This window comes from Wujia sp. (genome assembly GCF_056872695.1).
Map to the genome: position 1 here is coordinate 48,569 of NZ_DBMFCD010000007.1, position 22,754 is coordinate 71,322.

The window sequence follows — 22,754 nt, forward strand, 5'->3', positions numbered from 1 at the left end:
GCATGATGGAAAATAAAGGTAAGATCGTACAGGTATCCGGACCGGTTGTCGATGTCGAGTTTGCAGATGGGAACCTTCCTCGGATTAAGGATGCCTTGTATGTGATGAACAATGGAAAGAAATGCGTCATGGAAGTATCCCAGCATATCGGTGACAATGTTGTGCGCTGTATTATGCTTGCTGCGAGTGAGGGCTTGTGCAGAGATATGGAAGTGACAGCAACCGGATCCGGTATTCAGGTTCCGGTCGGAGAGCAGACATTAGGACGGCTGTTCAATGTACTTGGTGAGACATTGGATGGAAAGGAAAGTCTGGAGAATGGTGAGCATTGGTGTATCCACCGTGAGCCGCCAACATTTGAAGACCAGAGCCCGGTTGTTGAGATGCTGGAAACCGGTATCAAGGTTATTGATCTGCTTGCCCCATATGCAAAGGGTGGTAAGATCGGTCTGTTCGGTGGTGCCGGTGTTGGTAAGACCGTCCTGATTCAGGAGCTGATCCATAATATCGCAACGGAGAGTGGTGGTTATTCCATCTTCACCGGAGTTGGAGAGCGTTCCCGTGAAGGTAACGACCTGTGGAATGAGATGAAGGAATCCGGCGTTCTTGATAAGACAGCGCTGGTGTTTGGACAGATGAATGAGTCACCGGGTGCCCGTATGCGTGTGGCAGAGACGGGACTTACGATGGCGGAATATTTCCGTGATGTAAAAAAGCAGGATGTGTTGTTATTTATTGATAACATCTTCCGTTTTGTACAGGCAGGTTCAGAGGTGTCCGCATTGCTTGGACGTATGCCTTCTGCCGTTGGATACCAGCCAACTCTGGCAAATGATCTGGGTGAACTGCAGGAGCGTATCGCTTCCACAAAGGATGGTTCTGTAACATCGGTACAGGCGGTATACGTACCAGCCGATGACCTGACAGACCCGGCACCTGCTACAACATTCTCTCATTTGGATGCAACGACTGTATTGTCACGTAAGATCGTAGAGCAGGGTATCTATCCGGCTGTTGATCCACTGGAATCAACCTCCCGTATTCTGGAGGCAGATGTCGTCGGAGAAGAACATTACCGTGTTGCACGTGAGGTGCAGGAGACTTTGCAGAAGTATAAGGAACTGCAGGATATCATCGCAATTCTTGGTATGGAGGAGCTTTCCGACGAGGATAAGCAGACTGTTTACCGTGCGAGAAAGGTACAGCGTTTCCTGTCACAGCCATTCCATGTAGCTGAGAATTTTACGAACGTCAAAGGTGTATTTGTACCGGTCAAGGAGACAATCCGTGGATTCAAGGCAATCTTAGATGGTGAGATGGATGCGTATCCGGAGGCAGCCTTCTTCAATGTCGGTACGATTGAGGATGTAAAGAAGAAAGCAGAAACCCTGTAAAGGATAGAAAGGGGACGGCGTATGAATACATTTTCACTCAAAATCATAGCCTGTGACCGGGTGTTTTATGATGGACCATGTGAGATATTGAAATTCCCCGGCTATGATGGACAGATGGCGATTCTGGCACATCACGAGAAGATGACGACGAATATCGAAGTCGGTGAGCTGCATTTCCGGACACCGGATGGAGAAGAGCACGTGGCAATCTGTTCCGACGGACTTCTGAAGGTAAAGAATAACGAGGTTGTTGTACTTGTCTATTCGGCAGAAAAACCGGAGGAAATCGATGAGTTCCGTGCACAGGCTGCGAAGGAACGTGCCATCGAGCAGATGCAGCAGAAACAGAGTATCATGGAATATCATGTATCCCGTGCTTCGCTTGCGAGAGCAATGGCGAGACTACAGGGACACGACCGGTACGAAGTGAAGTAAATAAAAGGATGAAAAAACACCCAACTGTTCACAGAAACAGTTGGGTGTTTTTGTCTGTATATTTTTGGTGAAGTGGCATTACTCCCGGTTCTTCAGTGCCTCTTCCATAGGAATCTTCCGGATTTTCTTATATTGCAGGAAACTTAATAATCCGTAACATACAATATCCCAGATCACAACCTGAACATAGATAGATGTTCCGATATGAACATTTTCCAGCCAGATATCAAAAGTCCGGAAGAGATAGACAATCATTGTCTTCAGGATGACTGTTGAAAGTGGCAGACTGATTGCTACACTGACGAGCACAGCTATTGCAGTCGAAATAATGTAGATTTTCCCGATTTCTCTGTTGTTGTAACCGAGAATCTTCGTCAGGGAAATCGATTCCGCATTTTTCTCCAACACAATCTTGGAGAGCAGGTAGATAACGATGACGAAGATAATAAGGGAAAGATATTTCATCAAAGGCATCATACGTCCCATCGAATCATTCATCTGGTCACTTAACTTCGAATAGTCTGAAGGCCCCATCGTACTGTAGATGAAACTGTCATCTAAATCATCCAGTGCTTTGTCAGAGAAATATCCTGTGAAATAATCCGCATCCTTCCCGAATGTGTCATTGTAATTATCAATGCTCATAAATACGGAGAAGGCCGCCGGATAATTAAAGCTGCCGGCAATCCGGAAAGAATATTCTTTATCACCATATTTTTCCGCTATTTTAATCGTATCGCCCACTTTATAATCGTTCAGTTTCATGAACGATTTTGAGATGATTATATCACCTTTTTCCACAGGCATAGAAACCTGTGTCAGATACTTTGAATTGTCTGCGATTCCATATACAAGCACTTCTTTTCCGTCATCGTCCGCAAGCGTAGACAGACAGTATTTTTCAGCAGATGAATCGTCAAGCTCTACCGGTGCTTTGAGTGTATATTGATAGTTTGCAATCAGGTGGTTCAGTACATTGTCTGTCTGGTCATTTAAGATTGGAAGCATGCTGGCAGAGAAGATAAACAGGATATTTGCCATCAGGATACCAATCGCCATCGTGATATAGTTGGAGCGGTTCTGCAGGATTGTACGAATCCGGAATCTTGTCAGAAACTTGAAGTCCGGAAGCTTTGTCACATGCTTTTTCTTACGTTTTGACAGGTCGTGCCGCAGGAAGTTAAGCGGTGACAATCCAAGCATTGATCGAAGCGCAAGGTAGTTGATCACTAACAGAATCACAATCGGAATCACAGTCGTAAGCAGAAAGGCGTTTGCATTCCAGACAACCTTGAATACAGGCAGAGAGTAGGAATGGTAATACATGTCCTCCAAGAATTTGCGGAAACAAGTATAGCCACCGATATTTCCGATCACTGCGGCCGCAAGGAACACGTACGTTGGGGCAGCCATGTAATGCCGGATAATTTCGCCTTTTGTATATCCGGAAGCACGCAGGGTTCCGATTGCACCGGCTTCTGCTTCAATCGCGCTGAAAGTCATAAGTGCGAAGATGAATGCAAGCAGTGCTATCATGATATAGAGCATCATGACCGTGCTGTTTGTATCGCCATCCATATCTTCCCTTGTAAATGTGATCGCTTTATTGTTCTGCCGCATCAAAAAATCGGTCAGATAATTTCCCTGTGGAGCGAGCTGTTCGGACAATGTGTTCATCAGGTCTGTGCTTGCGTCATAAGAAGCCCGGTCATCAAGACTTCTGTCCGAGAAACGATAAGCAAAGCTGTAGGTAAGCTTGCTTTCGGAGAATTCCTTGAAATAATCTGCAGTGACAAACCCCATGGTAAATGTTGTTGCGCTGAACATCGAATCAGAGTTTTTTTCGAACAGACAGCTATAATCCGGGACAGCGACTGTTCCACAGATTGTTAAATCCTTTCCATCAAAGGTGAGGGTGTCACCGATTTTGAGATTGTTGTTTTCTGCAAAGAGACGGTCGATGGCAAGTTCTCCGTTCTTCTCCGGTGCATGCCCTTCAAAGACCGAATATGTATTCAACGCCTCACGGTTTTCGTAGAGACGGATGGAATAATCGCTGTTACCATCAAAGGTGTAATCAAAATTATAGAAGTACTGTTTGTAGATGGTTGCTTTTGCTGTGCCTGAATCTGCCTGGTCTGCGATTTTCTGCAGATCAGCGACAGAGATTTCACTGTTTGTAGAGAAATGTCCATCCTCCAATTTATATGTCTCGATACCATCGTCATAGGTGTGCATCATGCTCAGGGAAGTAACCAGCATACCACTGACGATTGCAATCATAAATGTCAGAAACAAAAAGATGGATATGTATTTTCCTTTTTCTTTCCTGATATCCCGAAGGATACGTTTGCGCAGTGGATTTTTGATTGTTTTATCAGCCATATGCATTCACCTACCAATCTAATTCCATCGCCGGTGTCTTTGCTTCGTTTGTATATTCTTTCCGGATCATTCCGTCGCGGAGCTTGATCACACGGTCTGCCATGAGTTTGATGGCATCGTTGTGTGTAACGATGATGATGGTATTTCCATATTTCCGGTTGACATCTTCAATCAATTTCAGAATATCCTTGGAGGTATTGTAATCAAGGGCACCGGTTGGCTCATCGCAGAGCAAAAGATCCGGATTCTTGACGATGGCACGACCAATGGAGGTTCGCTGCTGCTGACCGCCGGAAAGCTGGCTTGGAATCTTATCCTTATGCTCCCACAGACCAAGTGTATGAAGCAGGTCGTCGACATCAAGTGGGTTGCTTCCGAGGTAAGCACCGACCTCGATATTCTCCTTGACTGTCAGGTTCGGAATCAGGTTATAGAACTGGAATACGTAACCTAAGTGTTCACGTCGGTAGAGAGTCATCTGCTTTTCGTTCATGGCAGACATGGCAGAACCGTTGATGATGATCTCTCCCTTATCATAGCTTTCGATGCCGCCGATGATGTTCAACAGGGTAGACTTACCGGAACCGGATGGCCCGAGCAGGACGCAGATCTCGCCTTTCTCGATACCGGTAGAAAGTCCTTTTAAGACTTGGACACGGTTGTCTTTTTCACCGTAGAACTTTTCAAGATTGTTGATTTGTAAGAACATGATTTTCCTCCTTTTAAATCGGAAATATCCATAATAATTGAGAATCCGTATTTTATGTATGTACTACATATAAAGCACGATTCTACGCAGACGCGCTTTCGCTCGGTTCAATACATAGCGGTACTAAATTCACTGCAACAGCACTAGATTGCTGTCACAGCTTATTAAGTACCGATGTATTTCAACGGTCTGCTTAAGAATTCGTGTTTATATGCAGTGTAAATAAAATAAAGCACGATTCTCAATTATTATGTAGTTTCCTGACTATTAAAACTCCAAAATACATTAACCTTTTTTGATCACACACAAACATATGAATATATGTTCATATATAAAATAAACGTGTAATACAGGTTTGTCAAGCGTATTTTCGCTTGATTTGATGGATGTTTTATGTATTTGGTTAATTGCCGTGGTTATTATAACGCAAAAAGTTAGTTAAAACAAACTATTTGCGCAAATTTTTGAGATGTTGGGAAATTTTCTCATTTGTGGGGCTAGTTGGGTAAAAAAGTCCAGAATCAGGAAATTACTCCAATAGGAAGAGTCAGGGAAGCAAGCAGGTTGGGGAGAAAAGCTCGGAAACGGGAAATTACTCCAATGGGAAGAGTGAGAGAAAAAGAAAGTATGGATTGAGAAACAAATCACTCTGTGATACCATAGAAAAGAAAAAGAAAATGGCTCATATCAGGAGGAAATACAAGTGGAACCGAAAGCAGTCGTGAATTTACGAAAAGGAGAAGGCCGAACCATCAAGGCAGGTGGACTCTGGATCTTCGACAACGAGATAGAGCGTGTGATGGGAAGTGTGGAAGATGGCGATATCGTGATCGTACGTGATTTTGATGGATATCCGATGGGACGAGGATTTATCAACCGGAAATCAAAAATCACTGTGCGGATGCTGACCAGAGATGCGGAACAGGATATCAATGAGGCGTTTCTCCGTATGCGGGTGAAGAATGCATGGGAATACAGAAAAGCTGTGATGCAGGGCGATGATCTTGCCTGCTGTCGTGTAATCTTCGGGGAAGCGGATTTCCTGCCGGGGCTTGTGGTTGATCGGTTCTCGGATGTGCTTGTGGTGGAATCCCTCGCACTTGGTATTGATTTATATAAGGAACAGATCGTGGATTTGCTGAAAGAGATTATGGCGCAGGATGGTGTCAAGATCCGCGGCGTATATGAGCGCAGTGACGCGAAGGTGCGTAAGAAGGAAGGACTTGCTCCATATAAAGGATGTATCGGTGCGGAGTTTGATCCGGTTGTTGAGATCGTGGAGAACGGCGTGCATTATAAGGTCGATGTGGCAAATGGACAGAAGACAGGATTCTTCCTTGACCAGAAATACAACCGGCTTGCGATGCAGAGACTGATTAAAGGTCTGACCAGAGGAGAGCAGGAGACACCGTTGCGTGTGCTTGACTGCTTTACACATATGGGAACCTTTGCATTAAATTGCGGTTATGCCGGAGCGAGTGATGTGTTAGGACTTGATATTTCAGAGTTTGCTGTGGAGCAGGCGAGAGAAAATGCGAAGCTCAATCATTTGGAGAAGACTGTACATTTTAAAGAGGCAAATGTATTGGACGAGCTTCCAAAGCTTGCTGAAGCAGGTGAGCAGTTTGATGTCGTAATCTTAGATCCACCGGCGTTTACCAAGTCACGCGAAGCAACTAAGAATGCAATCAAAGGCTACCGTGAGATCAACCGAAAAGGCTTGCAGCTTGTGAAAAACGGCGGGTATTTTGCAACCTGCTCCTGCTCCCATTTCATGACACAGGAATTGTTCACGAAGGTAATCGGTCAGGCTGCAAACAGCGTGCACAAGCGTCTTCGTCAGGTGGAATTCCGGCAGCAGGCACCGGATCATCCGATTTTGTGGGCGGCGGATGAGAGTTATTACTTAAAATTTTACATTTTTCAGGTTGTTGATGAGAGATAGGAGACATGCAAGTGTGTTAAAATATGGAGGTTTGCGATGAATAAACATATAGAGAAAGCAATGGAGCTTCGAAATGAAACTCCGATGGTAAGCAACTGTTCACAGACGATTATGCGTTGTTACGCAGAGGATATGGGGATTTCGGAGGAAACGGCGGCAGGACTTGGCTGTAATTTTGGCGGTGGTATGAAATGCGGCGGTGTCTGTGGCGCAATCACAGGTGGGTTGATGGTGCTTGGTGCAAAAGGTGTTGAGAATCCGGCGAAAGTAAATGAGTTCCGGAGGAAGATTGCCGAGAATCATGATGGTATGGTGAACTGTGTGGATCTGCTTCGTGCAAATGCGGCGAAGGGTGGCAGCAAGAAGGAACATTGTGACAAGATGATTCAGGAAGCAATCACGCTCATAGATGAAATGGTGTAAATTTTCCATGTGGTAAAAAGAATTGCCGCCGGCCCCTGTTTGGAGTCGGCGGCAATGTATTATGAAAATTCAGAAATGTAACATAGATAAAAAATATAAAATAGATGTTGTTAATTCCGAAACTGCACGCAGCGAAGCCTGGGGAACAGGCGGAGCGGGAACCCGCATTTGACCTTGGAGAAGAGGGGAGAATAAGCGGCAGTTTCGGTTTTTTTGATTTCGTGGGATGTGTGATTTTTGGTGCCGTTGAAATCTGCTAGCAGTATACAATATTTGTTGCGGGAATGGGGGAATATTGCGTGAACTATCGAAATTCCTGCGTGAACTTCATTTTTTAGATATATGTATGACAAAAAAGAAAAATAAATAACAAAACGCAATAATGAAAATACCACCATAATGGTGGCATTTTTTATGTTCAAAACATGTTATTCTATATTATGAATTCGGACAGAATGATTGCACGATTGCCATGACGACGATCAATCCGAACACAACGAGGATGTCTAACACAACCACACCGAATATGCGCAACGTTTTTTTCTCGTGTTGGCACAGAGGCATGAGCTGTCGTACATGGAGATAGTCGAAGATGGAAGCCACGATAAAAAGCATCATAATGAGCACAAATACACGCTCCACCCACAGGGCTGCACCGAAGGTATCCCTGACTTTCAGGGATAAGCAAAACCATGCCAGAAATATATATGAAAGCAAAGCAACTGCCATTTTCCAAGGAACTTTGGAACGGAAACCGGGAGGGGCAAACTGCATATGTTTTGCGGAAGTAGCGGAATCGTTCTGTGTTTGAGCATTTGAATGCTTGGAAGATGAACCGGATAAATCTCCGGTGGAGGCTTGACCGGCGTGTGTATAAGGAAAGATTCCCCTATTTGCCAATAACGCCTGACGCAGTTCCCTGATGCTTTGATACCGTTCCGCCGGATTCATCTGCGTGCATTTGGTAATAATTGCATCGATATACGGATTCTGACAATGCGATGCTTCCGCCATTTCTTTCAGAAGAATCCCCATAGAATAAATATCTGTCTGCGGGGAAGATTGTCCAAATCCGTATTGTTCCGGGGCGGCATAGCCCTGTGTGCCAAGGAGGATTGTATCAGAATCTTTCGCCGCTGTATGGTATTTGGCAGCGTTGAAGTCGAGCAGCACAGCACGGTTATAACTGGTGATGATAACATTTGATGGTTTCACATCCCGGTGGATGATAGCCGGATTATGCAGATGCAGCTGTTCGAGGATCGCACACAGGTCAAGCATATATGGAAGCATATCGCTTGGAGCTATGTCTGCATGGCGGATCTTATCCTGCAGGGATGTTCCGGAGATATATTCTTCGATGACAGTAAGTTGTCCTGCTTCTTCGTAATAGTTTATGATCTGCGGTGTACCTGCGACCGGATTGCGGTATAACTCGGCATAGACAGCGGAATTATAGACATCAAGCACCTTTTTGATGGCAATCTTTTTTGTCTCCTGGTGCTGAACTAAGTATACATGATGCGGTTCATTTATGACGGCTATTGGTTTATAATACGAAATAGCGAGATGCTGATCGAGATCCATATGCGTATATCCTTTCTATAGAGCAGGGGTACTGATTATACTTCGTCAATCAATTATCCGGGTTGTTTGATACAGTTTTGGTAATTTGATGGTTTTATTATAACAGATTGGAGGATGAAATGAAGGAGAAAAATACAAAGGAATTAAATGAAATCTTAGGGAAGACACATCTCTCGGACTTTGAGAAATATTGCGCGGAGAATAAAGAAAGTGTAAGCGATAATTCGGAAGCATTTTCTATCTATGTGAAGAATCTGTTACAGGAAAAGAAGCTCACCCAGCAGTATGTATTCCTGCAGGCAGATATTCCGGAGCGGTATGGCTATAAGCTGTTGTCCGGGGAGAAACGTACGCGGCAGAGAGATGTGATCCTGCGAATCTGTTATGCGGCGAAATTCAGTCTGGCGGAGACGCAGCGCGCACTTAAAAAATACGAGATGCCGGAATTATATGCGAAGGTCCCGAGAGATGCACTCCTGATGATCGCGTTCAATGAGCGGCCGGGAAGCATCCTGGACGTAAATGATCTGCTTAATCAAAAAGGCTTGCAGCCGCTTCGCACAAGCGGGGTGCAGGATTAAAGGATAATTTTGCCACTGCTGCGGGGGCAACGAAGCCGGATAATTTATGGGATAATACTTGTGGGGATACAAAAGAAGAAAATGTCATAAACGAAGAGAACCGTTAGGATGTTTTCGATAAACTGCCACCGGGCAATGCGCGGGGGTAATACCACAAGAAAAGGAGGAAGAGGTTCATGAAAACTTGGAAATTAGTGTCCGGCATTTTATCCATGATTTTATTCGTCATCGTAACATTTCAGTCATGTGCAGCGGGCGTTGCCAATTCGCTCGAAGCAAATGGCGAGACATCCGGCTCCGCAGGCGTATTGGTAGCAATCCTGATGCTTGCAGGCGGAATCGTATCGGTTGCGACGAGAAACGCTGAGAAAAAGGGCGGAAATATCGCTTTGATTGTTCTGTTCGGTCTGGCAGCACTGGTAGGATTTACCGGTTTCGGAAGCTTCTCAGATCTTGCAATCTGGTCAGGCTGGTGTCTGATCAATGCGATACTTGCAGTCGTGGCGATGATAAAGAGCAAATAAAAATCATTTATATATAACAGTTATGGGAGAAATGGTGTTTCAAAGCATCCGCATTTGCGGGTGCTTTTTTATAGCGTAAATGATTGGAAATGTTGGAATCCAGATTGACGATTTTTGAATAAATGTCTATACTGAAAGCAAGTTTTTTACTACAAATAATAGAAAAGAGATACGAACATGACACGACAAACAGGCAGACCGGCCGATGAGACAGGCAGGCTGGCAAAGGAAATACGGACCTATGATTTTTTGGATGCAAACCATGTATGGTATGAGCGGATTGACCACGAAGCAGCGATGACGATGGAGGTTTGCGAGGAGATTGACAAGGCGTTGGAGGCGACAATCTGCAAGAACCTGTTCCTGTGCAATCGCCAGGAGACGAACTTTTATCTGCTGATGCTGCCGGGACATAAGAAGTTCAAGACGAAGGATATCTCGAAGCAGTTAGGCGTGGCGAGACTTTCCTTCGCGAAGGATGCTTATATGGAAGAATACCTGGATATCACGCCGGGCTCCGTGAGTGTGCTTGGGCTGATAAATGATACGGAAAATCACGTACAGCTTCTGATGGATAAGGATCTGGTGCAGGATGAATATGTAGGCTGTCATCCATGTATCAATACAAGCAGTCTGCGCCTGAAGATGGACGATCTGTTACATGTGTTGCTTCCGGCGACGCACCACGAGCCGATTTTCGTGACGGTGGAGGACGAGGAAAGTCAAATCAGTTAAATAATTGTAAAATATATAGCTATTTTTGTAGATTCATGTTACACTCAATTTAACTTAACAGAGGGGGTGAACGCGTGGATACGATGCAGATTGTGAATCAGCTCGATGGTTTGCATAAGAAGTACAGACAGGCGATGTATTTATTCGCAGCTCCAGTTGTATTGCTGGTGATAGCCTATATAGGGGCACCGGGAATGGGGGCGATGGCGGGCACAGTAGTTGCGGTATTGATGTTTGCGGTACCCGTTGGAACCATTTATGCATCCGGCAGGATGTCAAAGATCAACAAGGAATATCAGATGATCTACAAGAATGCATTTGTTGTTTCAATATTGAACAAGACATTCTCGGATGTTCAGGTGAACTGGGAGTGCGGATTTACGAGACAGAATGTCGAGCAGATGGGACTGTTGAAGCTTGGAAATCGTTTTGATTCCGAAGATCTGATCCACGGATCCTATGAAGGCGTCTCCTTTGATCAGGCGGATGTCACGATCAAGAATGTGACGGGCAGCGGAAAAAACCGGCATACGACCACCTATTTCAAAGGACGGATATTCGTGTTTGATTTGCAGAAATCCGATATACGTTCCGTCGGTATCCGGTCGAAGGATTTCCAGTATTATGGAAATCTGAATGGATTTCATCACGAGAATGTGAAGCTGGAGAGCGAAGCGTTCAACCGCGAATTCAAGGTGATGGCAACCTATCCGGTCGATGCGTTTTATGTGCTTACTCCACAGACGATGGAATGTGTGACAGATCTGTACCGGCGTGCAGGAAATGTAGCCATGCGGTATCTGGGTAACAAGCTATATGTGGCGATCAATACAACAGGAAATGCATTTGATGGTAATATCAAGAAGCCATTCGTCTATGTGGATGAAATCAACAAGATTAAAAATGATTGTGCTGTGATTATGGATATCATACACCGGTTGCGGATTGGAGAAGCACAGTAACATTTTTAATAGTCAAACAATATAATTTCTATGAAAAAGAGAGGAGAGCAATTATGGAAGCGATTATTACAGTGATTATTGTACTTTTGGGCTGTATCGTGATCTGGTACATATCAACATCGAATGGAATCAAGCGGTCACAGCTCAAAGTGGAGGAAGCAGAGTCCGGAATCGATGTGGCGCTCACGAAGCGTTACGATGTGCTTACGAAGATGCTCGATGTCGTAAAGGGATATCAGGCACATGAGAAGACAGTTCTGACAGAGCTTGTCAAGCTTCGAAGCGGCATGACGATGGCTGAGAAAAATGTGGCCAATCAGAAGATGGAACAGCTTACGAAGGATATCAACATTCTCGCTGAGAATTATCCGGAGTTAAAATCCAGCAACAACTTCATGGAACTGCAGAAAGCAATCACAGATGTGGAAGAACACCTGCAGGCAGCCCGCAGATTGTACAATGCGAATGTCAACACGTATAATACGAAGCTCGTTGTATTCCCGAGCAGCATCGTAGCAAACAACATGCATGCGGTAAAGAAACCATTCTTCGAGGCAGAGGAAGCAAAGCGTCAGGATGTGAAGATGAGCTTCTAATTAAAATAAAAATCTTAAAACAAAAATCCGGAGCGTTCATGCAAATGAATGCTCCGGATTTTTTATGGCAACGATTGTCAAATGCACGCATTATGCGGTGCATTTGACAATCGTTAATCGAAACGCAGCTTGTCTCTGCGGGACTGTATATGTACTAGGCTGCATCTTGTATCTGACTGACTCCAAGGTGCCCGTGTTTTTTCATCCATATAAATGCGCATACACAGATAATAACCGAAAGCATGGATCCGGCAGGGGCTGCAAGTCCCATCGGGAACAGGGTATCTGCGAAGAACTTCGAGGCCAGATACGAACCCGGTACACGCAGACAGATGATCGCAATCATATTGTGGATGAATCCGATGTAGGATTTGCCGTATGCACAGAAGTATCCGCTGAAGCAGAAATGGATACCGGCTAATGCACAGTCGACGATATAGCCACGCAGGTATTGTGAACCAAGCACGACAACCGCGGCGTCCTTCGTGAAGATGCCGACGATACCTGCGGTAATCAGTTCCCCGATGATTGCAACGATTATCCCATAGGTAAATGTAATCAGAATGGCATATTTCAGCGTCTTCGATGCACGGTCATGCCTGCCTGCACCGATATTTTGTGCGGCAAGTGCAGAGACGGTTGCAAGCATCGAAGATGGCACGATGAAGAGGGCACTGATTACCTTCTCGACGATACCGACGGCAGCGGCATCATTTAAGCCACGGCTGTTTGCGATAACGGTGATAATGATAAATGCAATCTGGATACAGCCATCCTGAATCGCAACCGGGATACCGATTTTTAAGATCTCGCTGAGCACAGCACGGCTTGGGATGAAATCCTGTTTGCAAAGCTTGATGTCAAGCTTCTTTTTCTTTGTCATGAGCAATGAGATAATAACACTTAACGTCTGGGCGAGTGTCGTGCCAAGTGCGGCTCCGGCAGCACCCATATGGAGAACTCCCATAAATACATAGTCGAGCGCGATATTTGCCGCGCAGGCAATCGCGATAAAATACATCGGACTTTTCGAGTCGCCCATACCACGGAAGATGGAAGCGATGATATTATAAGCTGTAATAAACGGAATTCCGATAAAGCAGATCGTCAGGTACCGGATCGAACCCTCGATTGCTTCGACCGGTGTCTGAATCAGTAACACGATCGGTCTTACAAGCAGCAACAGAACAATCGTCAATACGATGGAAAGTCCCATGAATAAGGTTACGGAGTTTCCGACTGCTTTTGCAATTTCATCCTTATGCCTGGCACCGACGGCACGCCCGATTATGACAGTGGATCCCATTGCCAGACCGACGATCATGACGGTCAGCATGTGCATGACCTGACTGCCGTTTGCAACGGCGGTCGTACTTTCGGTTCCGTTAAACTGTCCGATAATGAACAGATCCGCCATACCATATAATGTCTGTAAAAAATAAGAAAAAAGATAAGGAAGCGCAAAATATAAAATCGTCTTGAATACGCTTCCGGTTGTGAGATTTTTTTCCATAGTAAATAATGCCTCCTGCGAAGTCTTTTTCAACCCCGCATCCTATATTAAACCCTACAACAATTGTAAGGTCAATGCCAGTTATGCATAAAATTATAAAAAAATAAGCTTTTTATACATAAAAATGTATTGTATTGCAAAAAAAACGCGTCTTTCGTTGCATTTTTTGTCGCAGGATGCTATATTAAATCGTAAATGTGAAGAAAGGAAGTAAAATATTATGAAACTTAAGAAGTTAGTAGCAATTACATTGTCCGCAGTTATGTGCATGGCAGCACTGACAGGATGTGGCGGAAAGAGCGATTCTGCAAAGAAGACAGCCAAGGTTATCGAGGTAGATCTGACCGATGAGCAGTATGCATTCGGTGTAGATAAGGATCAGCCGGATTTATTAAAGGAAGTAAATCAGTTCGTTAAAGACATGAAGTCTGATGGAACATTTGACGAGATCTGCAACCGTTATTTTGGTGATGGTACTCCGGTTCCTGTGAAGTCAGCAGCTTATGACGAGAGCAAGGATCAGTTGGTAGTAGCAACAAACGCTGCATTTGAGCCATTTGAGTATATGGATGGTGAGAACTATGTTGGTATTGATATGGAGATTGCAAAGGCACTTGCAGATAAGCTTGGCAAGGAGCTTGTAATCCAGAACATGGATTTCGATGCCGTATGTCTCTCTGTTGGCCAGCACAAGTGTGACGTTGCCATGGCAGGCCTTACAATCAAGCCGGACCGTGAAGAGTATGTAGCATTCTCTGATCCATATTACAGCGCATCACAGAAGCTTATCACATTGTCTACAGATACAGAGTTCGATGCCTGCAAGACAGCCGATGACGTAAACAAGATTCTTGAGGCAAAGGGTTCTGACTTAAAGATCGGTTTCCAGAACGGTACAACCGGTCAGTTCTACTGTGAAGGTGATGCTGATTGGGGATTCCCGGGACTGAAGATGGAGTCTAAGGGTTACAAGAATGGTTCCCTTGCAGTACAGGATCTGTTAAATGGAAACATCAATTACGTAATCATCGATTCCGCTCCTGCTGAGAGCATTACATCATCTATCAATAAGATGCAGTAATTTAAGGAACGAAAGGATATTTCATGGGAGATATAGGAACTAAAATAGACAAATTCATAGAAATATTCATTAATAACCGTGGGTATGTAAAAGTATTAGAGGGTTTGAAGAATACGCTGGTGATTGCCATCATCGGTCTCATTATTGGTGTTGTGATCGGTACTTTGATCGCGATGGTGCGTGTGATTCCGAAGTATAAGCGTCTGCCGCGTGTCTTAGATGCCATCTGCCGGTTTTACGTCGGATTGTTCCGTGGAACTCCTATGGTTGTACAGTTGTTGGTATTTTATTATGTATTGCTGCCTCTGATGGATGCACATATGACAGGCGTACAGGTATCTATTATGGTATTTGGCTTAAACAGTGGTGCATACATCTCCGAGATCATGCGAAGCGGTATTCTCTCCGTAGATCCGGGACAGATGGAAGGTGGACGTGCGATGGGCTTGAGCTTTGCGACAACTATGCGCAAGATCGTCATTCCGCAGGCAGTCAAGAATATCCTGCCAACACTTGGAAATGAATTTATATCGTTGATCAAGGAAACTTCCGTAGTCAGCTTTGTCGGTGCCTCAGATCTGTATGTGGCATTCAACTTCATCGGAAGCAACAGCTACGAGTTCATGATTCCATATCTGGTTATGGCGATCATCTACATCGTGCTTGTCCTGCTGATCAGCTTTGGAATTAAAATGATGGAAAGGAGCCTGAGAAAGAGTGATAGAAGTCATTGATCTTGAAAAACATTTTGGTGACAATGAAGTCTTGAAAGGCATCAACGTCACTGTGGACAAGGGCGACATTATGGTTGTCATCGGTCCTTCCGGCTCCGGTAAGAGTACATTTTTGCGTTGCCTGAACTGTATGGAAGATCCAACAGGCGGACAGATCATCTTCAATGGTGTTGATATTGCAGATCCAAAGGTTGATATCAATATCCACCGCCGCCGTATGGGAATGGTGTTCCAGCATTTTAATCTGTACAATAACAAGACAGTCATTCAGAACATCATGCTTGCACCGGTCTATGTACAGTGTCAGGATCTGAAGAAGGCGAAACGCCACAACCGGTTCCTTCCACTTACAAACCTGTTCCGTAAGGAGAAGCAGGAGAAAATCGAAATCACAACGACCAAGGCAAAGATTGTAGCGGAAGCGAAAGAAAAAGCAGAAGATCTGCTGAAGAAAATCGGACTGTTAGACAAGGCAGACGTATATCCGTCTACACTTTCCGGCGGACAGAAGCAGCGTGTGGCAATCGTGCGTGCACTTGCAATGAATCCGGATGTGATCCTGTTCGACGAGCCAACCTCCGCGCTTGATCCGGAGATGGTAGGCGAGGTATTGGATTTGATGAAGGCAGTCGCGAAGGAAGGCATGACGATGATCATCGTTACCCACGAGATGGGATTTGCAAAGGAAGTTGCAAACAAAGTTCTCTTTATCGACGATGGTCAGATCTTGGAATCCGGCACACCGGAAGCGTTCTTTGGCAATCCAAAGAATCCAAGACTGAAAGAATTCCTGTCGAAGGTGTTGTCGTAAGTTAAATTGAAGTGTAAATAAAGAAGCATACAATGCACAGACATCAAAAAATTAGATGCCTGTGCATTTTTTTGTTATAGTATATATGAAAGACACATGTGTCATATATGATATAGAAAACGAAATTAACGAAACTGGTTAGAAGTAGTATTATATAGATCCAGATTGATTCATAAAGATATACGATATGTTTGAAGTTTAGAAGTTCTTGATGTTCTGTGAATTATAGCAGCCATGTTTGAACACGATGTTCAAACAAGCCGCCACTGAGCCATGGATGGCGAATTGGCGGCGGTGGCGTATATTACAAAATGTAGATCAGAACATATAGAACTTCTTAGCTTCAATACATTGTATATCGTATGAATCAATCTGAATCTATATATAGAATGCTAACCAGTTTCACCACGAAGTAAAGGGGAGAACAGTATGTACCAGATTCTGTTGGTGGAGGACGACAAATCCATCCGGGAAGTCATCGCAGATTACATGGACGAGAAAGGAAAAGACACGATGCGGCTGACACTCGCCGAGGACGGAAGAGCCTGCGAGGGCGCACTCGAACGCCGGACATTTGACCTGATCCTGCTTGATGTGATGCTTCCGGATATCGATGGATTCACACTTTGCCGGACGATACGGAAAAAAGATATGGTTCCAATCGTATTCCTGACCGCGAAGGGAAGCGAGGAGGATATTCTCTGGGGCTACGGACTTGGCTGCGACGATTATATCGTGAAACCATTTTCGCTGGCGACACTCTATGTGAAGATGCTGGCGATTCTCCGGCGTACTCAAAAAGAGAATCAGAAAATGGTACTTACCTGCGGGGGAATCCGTCTGGATAAAGAGCGCTGTCAGGTGTTTGTGAAAGACGAGGAAATAAAACTGCAGAACAAGCAGTATGAGATTCTGCGGTTCCTGCTGGAACATAAAAATGTTGTATGGTCGAGGGATGCCCTGCTAAATCACATCTGGGGATATGATTACATCGGCGTCGACCGTGTGGTGGATAACCAGATCAAGAAGCTGCGGAGTGCGCTTGGCGAGGAAGGAAAGCGGATTCAGACGGTGGTAGGCAGGGGCTATAAAATATCGGATGCGTAGCCATGTGTGAAAACAGAAAAATTATAGTTGGTATTTTATCTGATGTGTGTTCAGGAAAATCAAACGAAGATAAGAAAATGGAGGGATGCATATGAAGTTTACGATATTACCGGATTTTGAAGCAAATAGAAAAAGGCGTGCAATCCGCAGGCAAAAGCGTGGGCAGCGAAGAGATGCGCGGCAAAGCCGGAAGAACTATTGGTATCTGAAACGAAAGAAGTTCTGGCAGGTGTGGCTGGAGCGTTTTATCCTTGTGTTTCTGATTCTTGGAATGGGTGGTGCATGGTATTTTAGGACCGTGGTGCAGGATACGGAGGATAATGCGGAATTTGAGATGGATCAAAGTCAGGAAATTATTCAGACTTACGTCCAAAGGCGGTATGAAGAACTGACTGCGATGGGAATGAAGCCCGGAAAAGAGTTCGACGATCAGATGGGCGCGTATATGTACCGTATGATTCCGAGCAGATTGATGGGCGCGTATGGCGTATCTGCAGCGGCAGCGGCGATCTATAATGAAAATGGAGAACTCCTAACCGACAGCAATCCACGGTTTTATCTGTACTGTGACCGGTATGAGCCGGTAGGAGACGAGAACGATCATACAGTGAATCTATACCAGTCTTATTATACATGTGCGCAGGAGCTGTCGGATGAGTTTCTCCGGGATTATAACGACTATTTTCTCTATGGCAACATTGAAAATGGAGAACGAATGGAATTCGGAGATTTTTATGTAGATGAAGAGAAACGACAGTTTTATTTCAGTACCGTTTCTTGTTTAGAGCAAGGGAAAGTGGTGAAAACCTATGATTTTACACCGGAGCATGTAGAGGGAATGGAAAAAGTACAGGAAACGTATGACTACTGGACGAGAGAAGGAACACGCTGGTACCCGGTTCTTGGAATGCGGTCGGCGGAGATTTCGGAACTTCTGCAGTTTGCATATGATGTGTATGATGATTACAAGGATGACAAACAGTTAAAAGGTGCCGGTGTGACAGCAGAGCGGGGATACTTCGCAAAGACACATGCGCAATATAATGTGATAGAAGTGAGCAATCTGAATAATAGCAATCCGGAATATACAGTTGTGTTCACGTATAACTATGATTTCTTACAGGCAAATCGTGGCTTTGTACAGAAGTTTGTGACCTGCCTGTCCCTTGCAATCCTGATCATCAGCTTCTTATGGGCTCGGTTTACCTACGTGCGGCTTCGGGCGCGGTATGAACTCGAAGACTATCAGAAAAATCTGACAAATGCGATGGCGCATGACCTGAAAAGTCCATTGATGATCCTTTCCGGCATGGCAGAGAATCTGAAAGAAAATGTACATACGGAAAAACGGGAATATTACGCAGAGGAAATGCTGAAAAATATCGCGGATATGAATCGCATGATCGAGCAGTCGCTTGGATTCTCAAAGCTTAGCCAGACAGGCAGGGTTGGCAGGAAGATAGAGGTTGATATGCGTGCACAGACGGATGCATTGATCGGAAAATACAAGGAGCTTGCGGAGGCACAGGGACAGCATATTTCCGTGACAGGCGAGGGGCAGATGCGCGGAAATGAGGCGATGCTCCGGCAGATGATCGACAATCTGCTGCAAAATGCCATCCTGCATGGAGAAGAAAACGGACAGATTCAGATCATAGTCGGAAACGGAACATACCGGATTCGAAATACATACACGGGCTCCCTTACGACGGAGGACGCGAAGAAGCTTCTAAAACCATATGCCAAGGAAGAAGACCGGAAACGGACAGGCGGACATGGGCTGGGACTATCCATTGTAAATGAGATCGTGAAGCTGCATGGAGGAAAGCTGGAGCTGAACGTGGAGGATGCGGTATTTGAGGTAAGTGTCAGGCTGTAAAGGAAGTGGATTTTTCTAAATCCTGATAAACATTATCATATGAATAACTTTTCATGTATCAAAAATGGTGCTATAATCGGCGGTGGTTAGCAAATGCTAACTGTCGCCGATTTTTGGCGTAGTAAAAGAATAAAAAGAGATGGAGGATACATGTATGAGTGACACAGGGAAAAAGACGATTGTTGAATTTCAGGATGTCGTAAAAACCTATGGAGAGGGCGAGGCACTGCAGTATGCCAACAACCATGTGAGCTTTACGATCGAGGAAGGCGAGTTTGTAGTCATTCTCGGTCAGTCCGGTGCCGGAAAATCCACCGTGTTAAATATGCTTGGCGGCATGGATCTGCCGACATCGGGTAAGGTTCTGATCGATAGTGAGGAAGTATCGGCGATGAACGATAAGCAATTGTCAGATTTCCGTGCACGCAAGATTGGATTTATCTTTCAGTTTTATAATCTGATCCCAAGCCTGACGGTACGGGAGAATGTTGCTCTTACCAAAAGCATTGTGAAAGATGCTGCGGATCCGGACGAGATGCTTGCGGCGGTTGGACTTGCCAATCATAAGGATAAATTTCCATCTCAGTTATCCGGCGGCGAACAGCAGCGTGTATCGATTGCGCGTGCGCTTTCCAAGAAGCCACGTATCATCCTTGGCGATGAGCCGACCGGTGCACTTGATTCTGAGACGGGTGTGATCGTTTTATCGCTCTTGCAGAAGCAGAGCCGCGAGGGAAAGAACACTGTCATCTTAGTTACGCACAACGCGGATATCGCACAGTGTGCAGACAAGGTCATCCGTATGAAGAACGGAAAGATCCGTGAAGTGATCACGAACGAACACCCGCTTGCAGTTGAGGAGGTGGAGTGGTAATGCTATTTCGAAAGATGCTGCGTGAGTTCAAAGCGAACTTTGGACCATTCTTCTCTGTATTTTTGCTTGCAGCCATTGCCATGATGCTATTCATCACGATGGAGGGACATGTCGTATCCCAGAATGTGGCGCGAAGCAAATACCACGATGCATGTAACCTCTCGGATATCTGGATGTACGGAGAAGGCTTTACAAGTGACGATCTGAAAGCGGTAAGAAATCTGGATTTTGTGGAGCAGGCACAGCTGCGGATGCAGGTGACAGCGAGTGCACCGAAGCAGGATGGCGCACAGGTTGATCTGTTCTTAATGAAAGAAAATGAAGTGAATACACCGTATCTGATCGAGGGTGAGGATTTTAACCCGGATGATACAGACGGTGTATGGATAGCAAATGCATTTGCCGAAAAACGGGATCTGCATGTCGGCGATGCATTTACGATTGAATACAATGGTGTGACATTTACGAAGACGATCCGTGGTCTGGTCGAGTCTGTGGAATATGAGTTCCGGCAGGCGGACGGGGATGCGGATATGTTTCTGGAGAACATCACGATGGCATATATGTCGTACGATGCATTTCCGGTTCGGGAGTATGTGACGCACCTGATCAAACAGGAAAAGATTACGGCGGCAGATATCAAGAAGCACGCAGATACCTATCAGGCAGTGTTCGATAAGCTGGATGAATACGGTATGAGCGTGGATGATCTGTCGCAGGATATGCTTCTGACGCTGGTCGAGAAGATGAGTGATGAGAAGCTTACGAAGATGATGCCGTACACACAGATGGTCATTAAGACGACCGACGGAAAGGCACTTGCACACGAGGACGAGATTGCCGATGCAATCAATCACAGATATTCAGCAATGATTGACCGCAAATCAGTACCGGGACTGGCAAGACTTGACAGTGAGCTTGACCAGCACCAGACATTTTCGTATTCTTTTATGATTATCTTCGTTGGTATTGCAATTCTTGTTATTGCAACGTCCATGAAGCGTATGGTTGACAAGCAGCGGACGGAGATCGGAACGATGAACGCCCTTGGTATGAAGAAAGGAAAGATTCTGTTCCATTATTTAAGCTTCAGCTTATTTATTTCCCTGTTTGGTGTGATTGCCGGAATCCTTATGGGTGTATTCTGGTCATGTCCGTGGCTGATCAGCCTGTTTGCGGAATATTATATTGTACCGGGGTTGCATTCGATCTTCCATCCGATCTATCTGGTTGTCGGAGTGGCAATCGTAGCCGCATGTGTGCTGGCAGATTTCTTAAGCTGCAAGAAGCTTCTGAAGATCCGTCCGGCAGAAGCACTTCGCCCGGCACCACCCAAGCAGGTCAAACGGTGCCTGTTCGAGAAGCTGCCGTTCTGGAACAAGCTTTCGTTCCAGGCACAGTACAATCTGCGCGATGTCTCACGTTCAAAGCTGCGTGCCTTCATGTCGATCATCGGAACTGCAGTTGGTATGCTTCTGATGTTATATGGTGTAGGCTGTAATGAGCTTGTGCCGCAGATGGAAGATATGATGTTTGGCAAATCAACCATATCTGAATATCAAGTGAAGCTTTCTGCCGACGCATCGATCTCCGAGGTAAATGCGATGCAGGAGGAGCTTGGTGGAGAACTGGTGATGATCGACCAGATCGAAGTATCCAAGGTGCAGAATCCAACGACGGATGAGAAGAAGAAACAGACGATCACCGTGATCGAGGGGAAAGGACTGTACAATATTCTCGACCTTGACAACCATATCACATCGATCAAGCCGGGGACTGTCAGTGTCAGCCGCAAGCTTTCTGAGACAATGAAGATTCATGTCGGCGACACGATTTACTGGCATCTGTACAGCAAAAATACATGGTATGAAGCAAAAGTTGGGGCGATCTATCGAAACTCTGATACACAGGGAATCGCGTTTTTGAAGGAAGATTTCGAGAAGACCGGAGCAGCCTATACACCGACACTGCTTATGACAGACAACAAGGATGCTGAGAGTAAGAAGACACTTTCTTATGTCAGCGGTGTGAACAGCCAGACCGAGATGAAGGAAGCATATGAGAAGGGCATGGAGGTTATGAGTATTATGATCTTCGCCATGATCCTGTTTTCTGCCGTGCTGGTCGTAACGGTATTGTATAATTCTGGTTCGCTCTCCTTTAACGAGCGCATCAAGGAGTTTGCGACATTGAAGGTGCTTGGCATGCAGTCCGCGAAGATACGAGGCATGCTTTCCAGACAGAATTTCTGGCTGTCGATCATCGGCATCCTGCTTGGCGCACCGCTCGGAAATCTGACATTAAATGCGATGATAAACAGCAACGGGGAAAACTACGACTATATGCTGAAGGTTCCGGCGATGGATTATATTTTATCCGGTATCTTTGTGTTGATCATCTCCGTTCTTGTCAGCTTCCTGTTCGCAAAGCGGATCAAGAAGCTTGACATGATCGAAGTATTAAAAGGGGTAGAGTAATC

General features: G+C 45.2%; 20 protein-coding genes. 16 read left to right on the forward strand and 4 right to left on the reverse strand.

All coding sequences use genetic code 11. From position 1 onward, the window contains the following. Positions 1 to 2: 2 nt before the first annotated feature. Both atpD and atpC read left to right on the forward strand, forming a co-directional pair. Complete coding sequence (gene atpD / locus ACZQK9_RS08075) at positions 3 to 1,394, forward strand: F0F1 ATP synthase subunit beta (RefSeq protein ID WP_021986280.1); 1,392 nt, start codon at positions 3 to 5, stop codon at positions 1,392 to 1,394. 21 nt (positions 1,395 to 1,415) lie between these two features. After that, positions 1,416 to 1,829: an ATP synthase F1 subunit epsilon gene (gene atpC, locus ACZQK9_RS08080; RefSeq protein ID WP_021986279.1), complete on the forward strand. Its 414-nt coding sequence runs from the start codon at positions 1,416 to 1,418 to the stop codon at positions 1,827 to 1,829. A 78-nt stretch (positions 1,830 to 1,907) separates the two neighbouring features. On the opposite strand, the gene ACZQK9_RS08085 is transcribed toward atpC, so the two are convergent. Then, positions 1,908 to 4,214: an ABC transporter permease gene (locus ACZQK9_RS08085; RefSeq protein WP_483270257.1), complete on the reverse strand. Its 2,307-nt coding sequence runs from the start codon at positions 4,212 to 4,214 to the stop codon at positions 1,908 to 1,910. Positions 4,215 to 4,224: 10 nt separating this feature from the next. Further along, positions 4,225 to 4,923, reverse strand: a complete 699-nt coding sequence (locus ACZQK9_RS08090; RefSeq protein WP_178017973.1) for an ABC transporter ATP-binding protein — start codon at positions 4,921 to 4,923, stop codon at positions 4,225 to 4,227. Positions 4,924 to 5,626: 703 nt separating this feature from the next. On the opposite strand from ACZQK9_RS08090, the gene ACZQK9_RS08095 reads away from it, so the two are divergent. Further along, positions 5,627 to 6,868 (forward strand): class I SAM-dependent rRNA methyltransferase, encoded by a 1,242-nt coding sequence (locus ACZQK9_RS08095; RefSeq protein ID WP_483270258.1) that lies wholly within the window; start codon positions 5,627 to 5,629, stop codon positions 6,866 to 6,868. Positions 6,869 to 6,904: 36 nt separating this feature from the next. After that, positions 6,905 to 7,291 carry a C-GCAxxG-C-C family protein gene (locus ACZQK9_RS08100; protein WP_483270259.1) on the forward strand — a complete coding sequence of 129 codons (387 nt, stop codon included), beginning with the start codon at positions 6,905 to 6,907 and terminating at the stop codon, positions 7,289 to 7,291. A gap of 438 nt (positions 7,292 to 7,729) precedes the next feature. Here ACZQK9_RS08100 and ACZQK9_RS08105 read toward each other — a convergent pair whose 3' ends face one another. After that, positions 7,730 to 8,878 (reverse strand): serine/threonine protein kinase, encoded by a 1,149-nt coding sequence (locus tag ACZQK9_RS08105; protein WP_483270260.1) that lies wholly within the window; start codon positions 8,876 to 8,878, stop codon positions 7,730 to 7,732. Between the two features lie 119 nt (positions 8,879 to 8,997). Between ACZQK9_RS08105 and ACZQK9_RS08110 the strand changes: the two genes are divergently transcribed. From ACZQK9_RS08110 to ACZQK9_RS08130, 5 genes are all read left to right on the forward strand, one after another. Beyond that, positions 8,998 to 9,459: a hypothetical protein gene (locus ACZQK9_RS08110; protein WP_483270261.1), complete on the forward strand. Its 462-nt coding sequence runs from the start codon at positions 8,998 to 9,000 to the stop codon at positions 9,457 to 9,459. 176 nt (positions 9,460 to 9,635) lie between these two features. Next, positions 9,636 to 9,983, forward strand: a complete 348-nt coding sequence (locus ACZQK9_RS08115; protein WP_483270262.1) for a hypothetical protein — start codon at positions 9,636 to 9,638, stop codon at positions 9,981 to 9,983. Positions 9,984 to 10,160: 177 nt separating this feature from the next. Continuing rightward, complete coding sequence (locus ACZQK9_RS08120; protein WP_177982443.1) at positions 10,161 to 10,718, forward strand: prolyl-tRNA synthetase associated domain-containing protein; 558 nt, start codon at positions 10,161 to 10,163, stop codon at positions 10,716 to 10,718. A gap of 83 nt (positions 10,719 to 10,801) precedes the next feature. Continuing rightward, positions 10,802 to 11,680, forward strand: a complete 879-nt coding sequence (locus tag ACZQK9_RS08125; RefSeq protein WP_483270321.1) for a DUF3137 domain-containing protein — start codon at positions 10,802 to 10,804, stop codon at positions 11,678 to 11,680. Between the two features lie 53 nt (positions 11,681 to 11,733). Next, positions 11,734 to 12,276 (forward strand): LemA family protein, encoded by a 543-nt coding sequence (locus ACZQK9_RS08130; protein ID WP_483270263.1) that lies wholly within the window; start codon positions 11,734 to 11,736, stop codon positions 12,274 to 12,276. Positions 12,277 to 12,430: 154 nt separating this feature from the next. Here ACZQK9_RS08130 and ACZQK9_RS08135 read toward each other — a convergent pair whose 3' ends face one another. Further along, entirely contained in the window at positions 12,431 to 13,789 is a 1,359-nt protein-coding gene (locus ACZQK9_RS08135) for an MATE family efflux transporter (RefSeq protein WP_483270264.1), read from the reverse strand. Between the two features lie 220 nt (positions 13,790 to 14,009). Between ACZQK9_RS08135 and ACZQK9_RS08140 the strand changes: the two genes are divergently transcribed. The 7 genes from ACZQK9_RS08140 to ACZQK9_RS08170 all read left to right on the forward strand — a co-directional run bounded on the left by ACZQK9_RS08140 (position 14,010) and on the right by ACZQK9_RS08170 (position 22,752). After that, on the forward strand, positions 14,010 to 14,870 hold the full coding sequence (locus ACZQK9_RS08140; RefSeq protein ID WP_483270265.1) for a transporter substrate-binding domain-containing protein: 861 nt from the start codon (positions 14,010 to 14,012) through the stop codon (positions 14,868 to 14,870). Positions 14,871 to 14,893: 23 nt separating this feature from the next. After that, complete coding sequence (locus ACZQK9_RS08145; RefSeq protein ID WP_483270266.1) at positions 14,894 to 15,604, forward strand: amino acid ABC transporter permease; 711 nt, start codon at positions 14,894 to 14,896, stop codon at positions 15,602 to 15,604. After that, the gene (locus ACZQK9_RS08150) at positions 15,588 to 16,415 is read left to right on the forward strand and encodes an amino acid ABC transporter ATP-binding protein (protein ID WP_483270267.1); all 828 of its coding nucleotides are present in this window, start codon (positions 15,588 to 15,590) and stop codon (positions 16,413 to 16,415) included. Before ACZQK9_RS08145 ends, ACZQK9_RS08150 begins: the two co-directional genes overlap by 17 nt. Before the next feature lie 429 nt (positions 16,416 to 16,844). Further along, positions 16,845 to 17,522, forward strand: a complete 678-nt coding sequence (locus ACZQK9_RS08155; RefSeq protein WP_483270268.1) for a response regulator transcription factor — start codon at positions 16,845 to 16,847, stop codon at positions 17,520 to 17,522. A 91-nt stretch (positions 17,523 to 17,613) separates the two neighbouring features. Beyond that, complete coding sequence (locus tag ACZQK9_RS08160) at positions 17,614 to 19,401, forward strand: sensor histidine kinase (RefSeq protein ID WP_483270269.1); 1,788 nt, start codon at positions 17,614 to 17,616, stop codon at positions 19,399 to 19,401. 154 nt (positions 19,402 to 19,555) lie between these two features. Continuing rightward, positions 19,556 to 20,275: an ABC transporter ATP-binding protein gene (locus ACZQK9_RS08165; RefSeq protein ID WP_483270270.1), complete on the forward strand. Its 720-nt coding sequence runs from the start codon at positions 19,556 to 19,558 to the stop codon at positions 20,273 to 20,275. After that, on the forward strand, positions 20,275 to 22,752 hold the full coding sequence (locus ACZQK9_RS08170) for an ABC transporter permease (protein ID WP_483270271.1): 2,478 nt from the start codon (positions 20,275 to 20,277) through the stop codon (positions 22,750 to 22,752). The genes ACZQK9_RS08165 and ACZQK9_RS08170 overlap by 1 nt, the downstream gene beginning before the upstream one ends. Positions 22,753 to 22,754 lie beyond the last annotated feature (2 nt).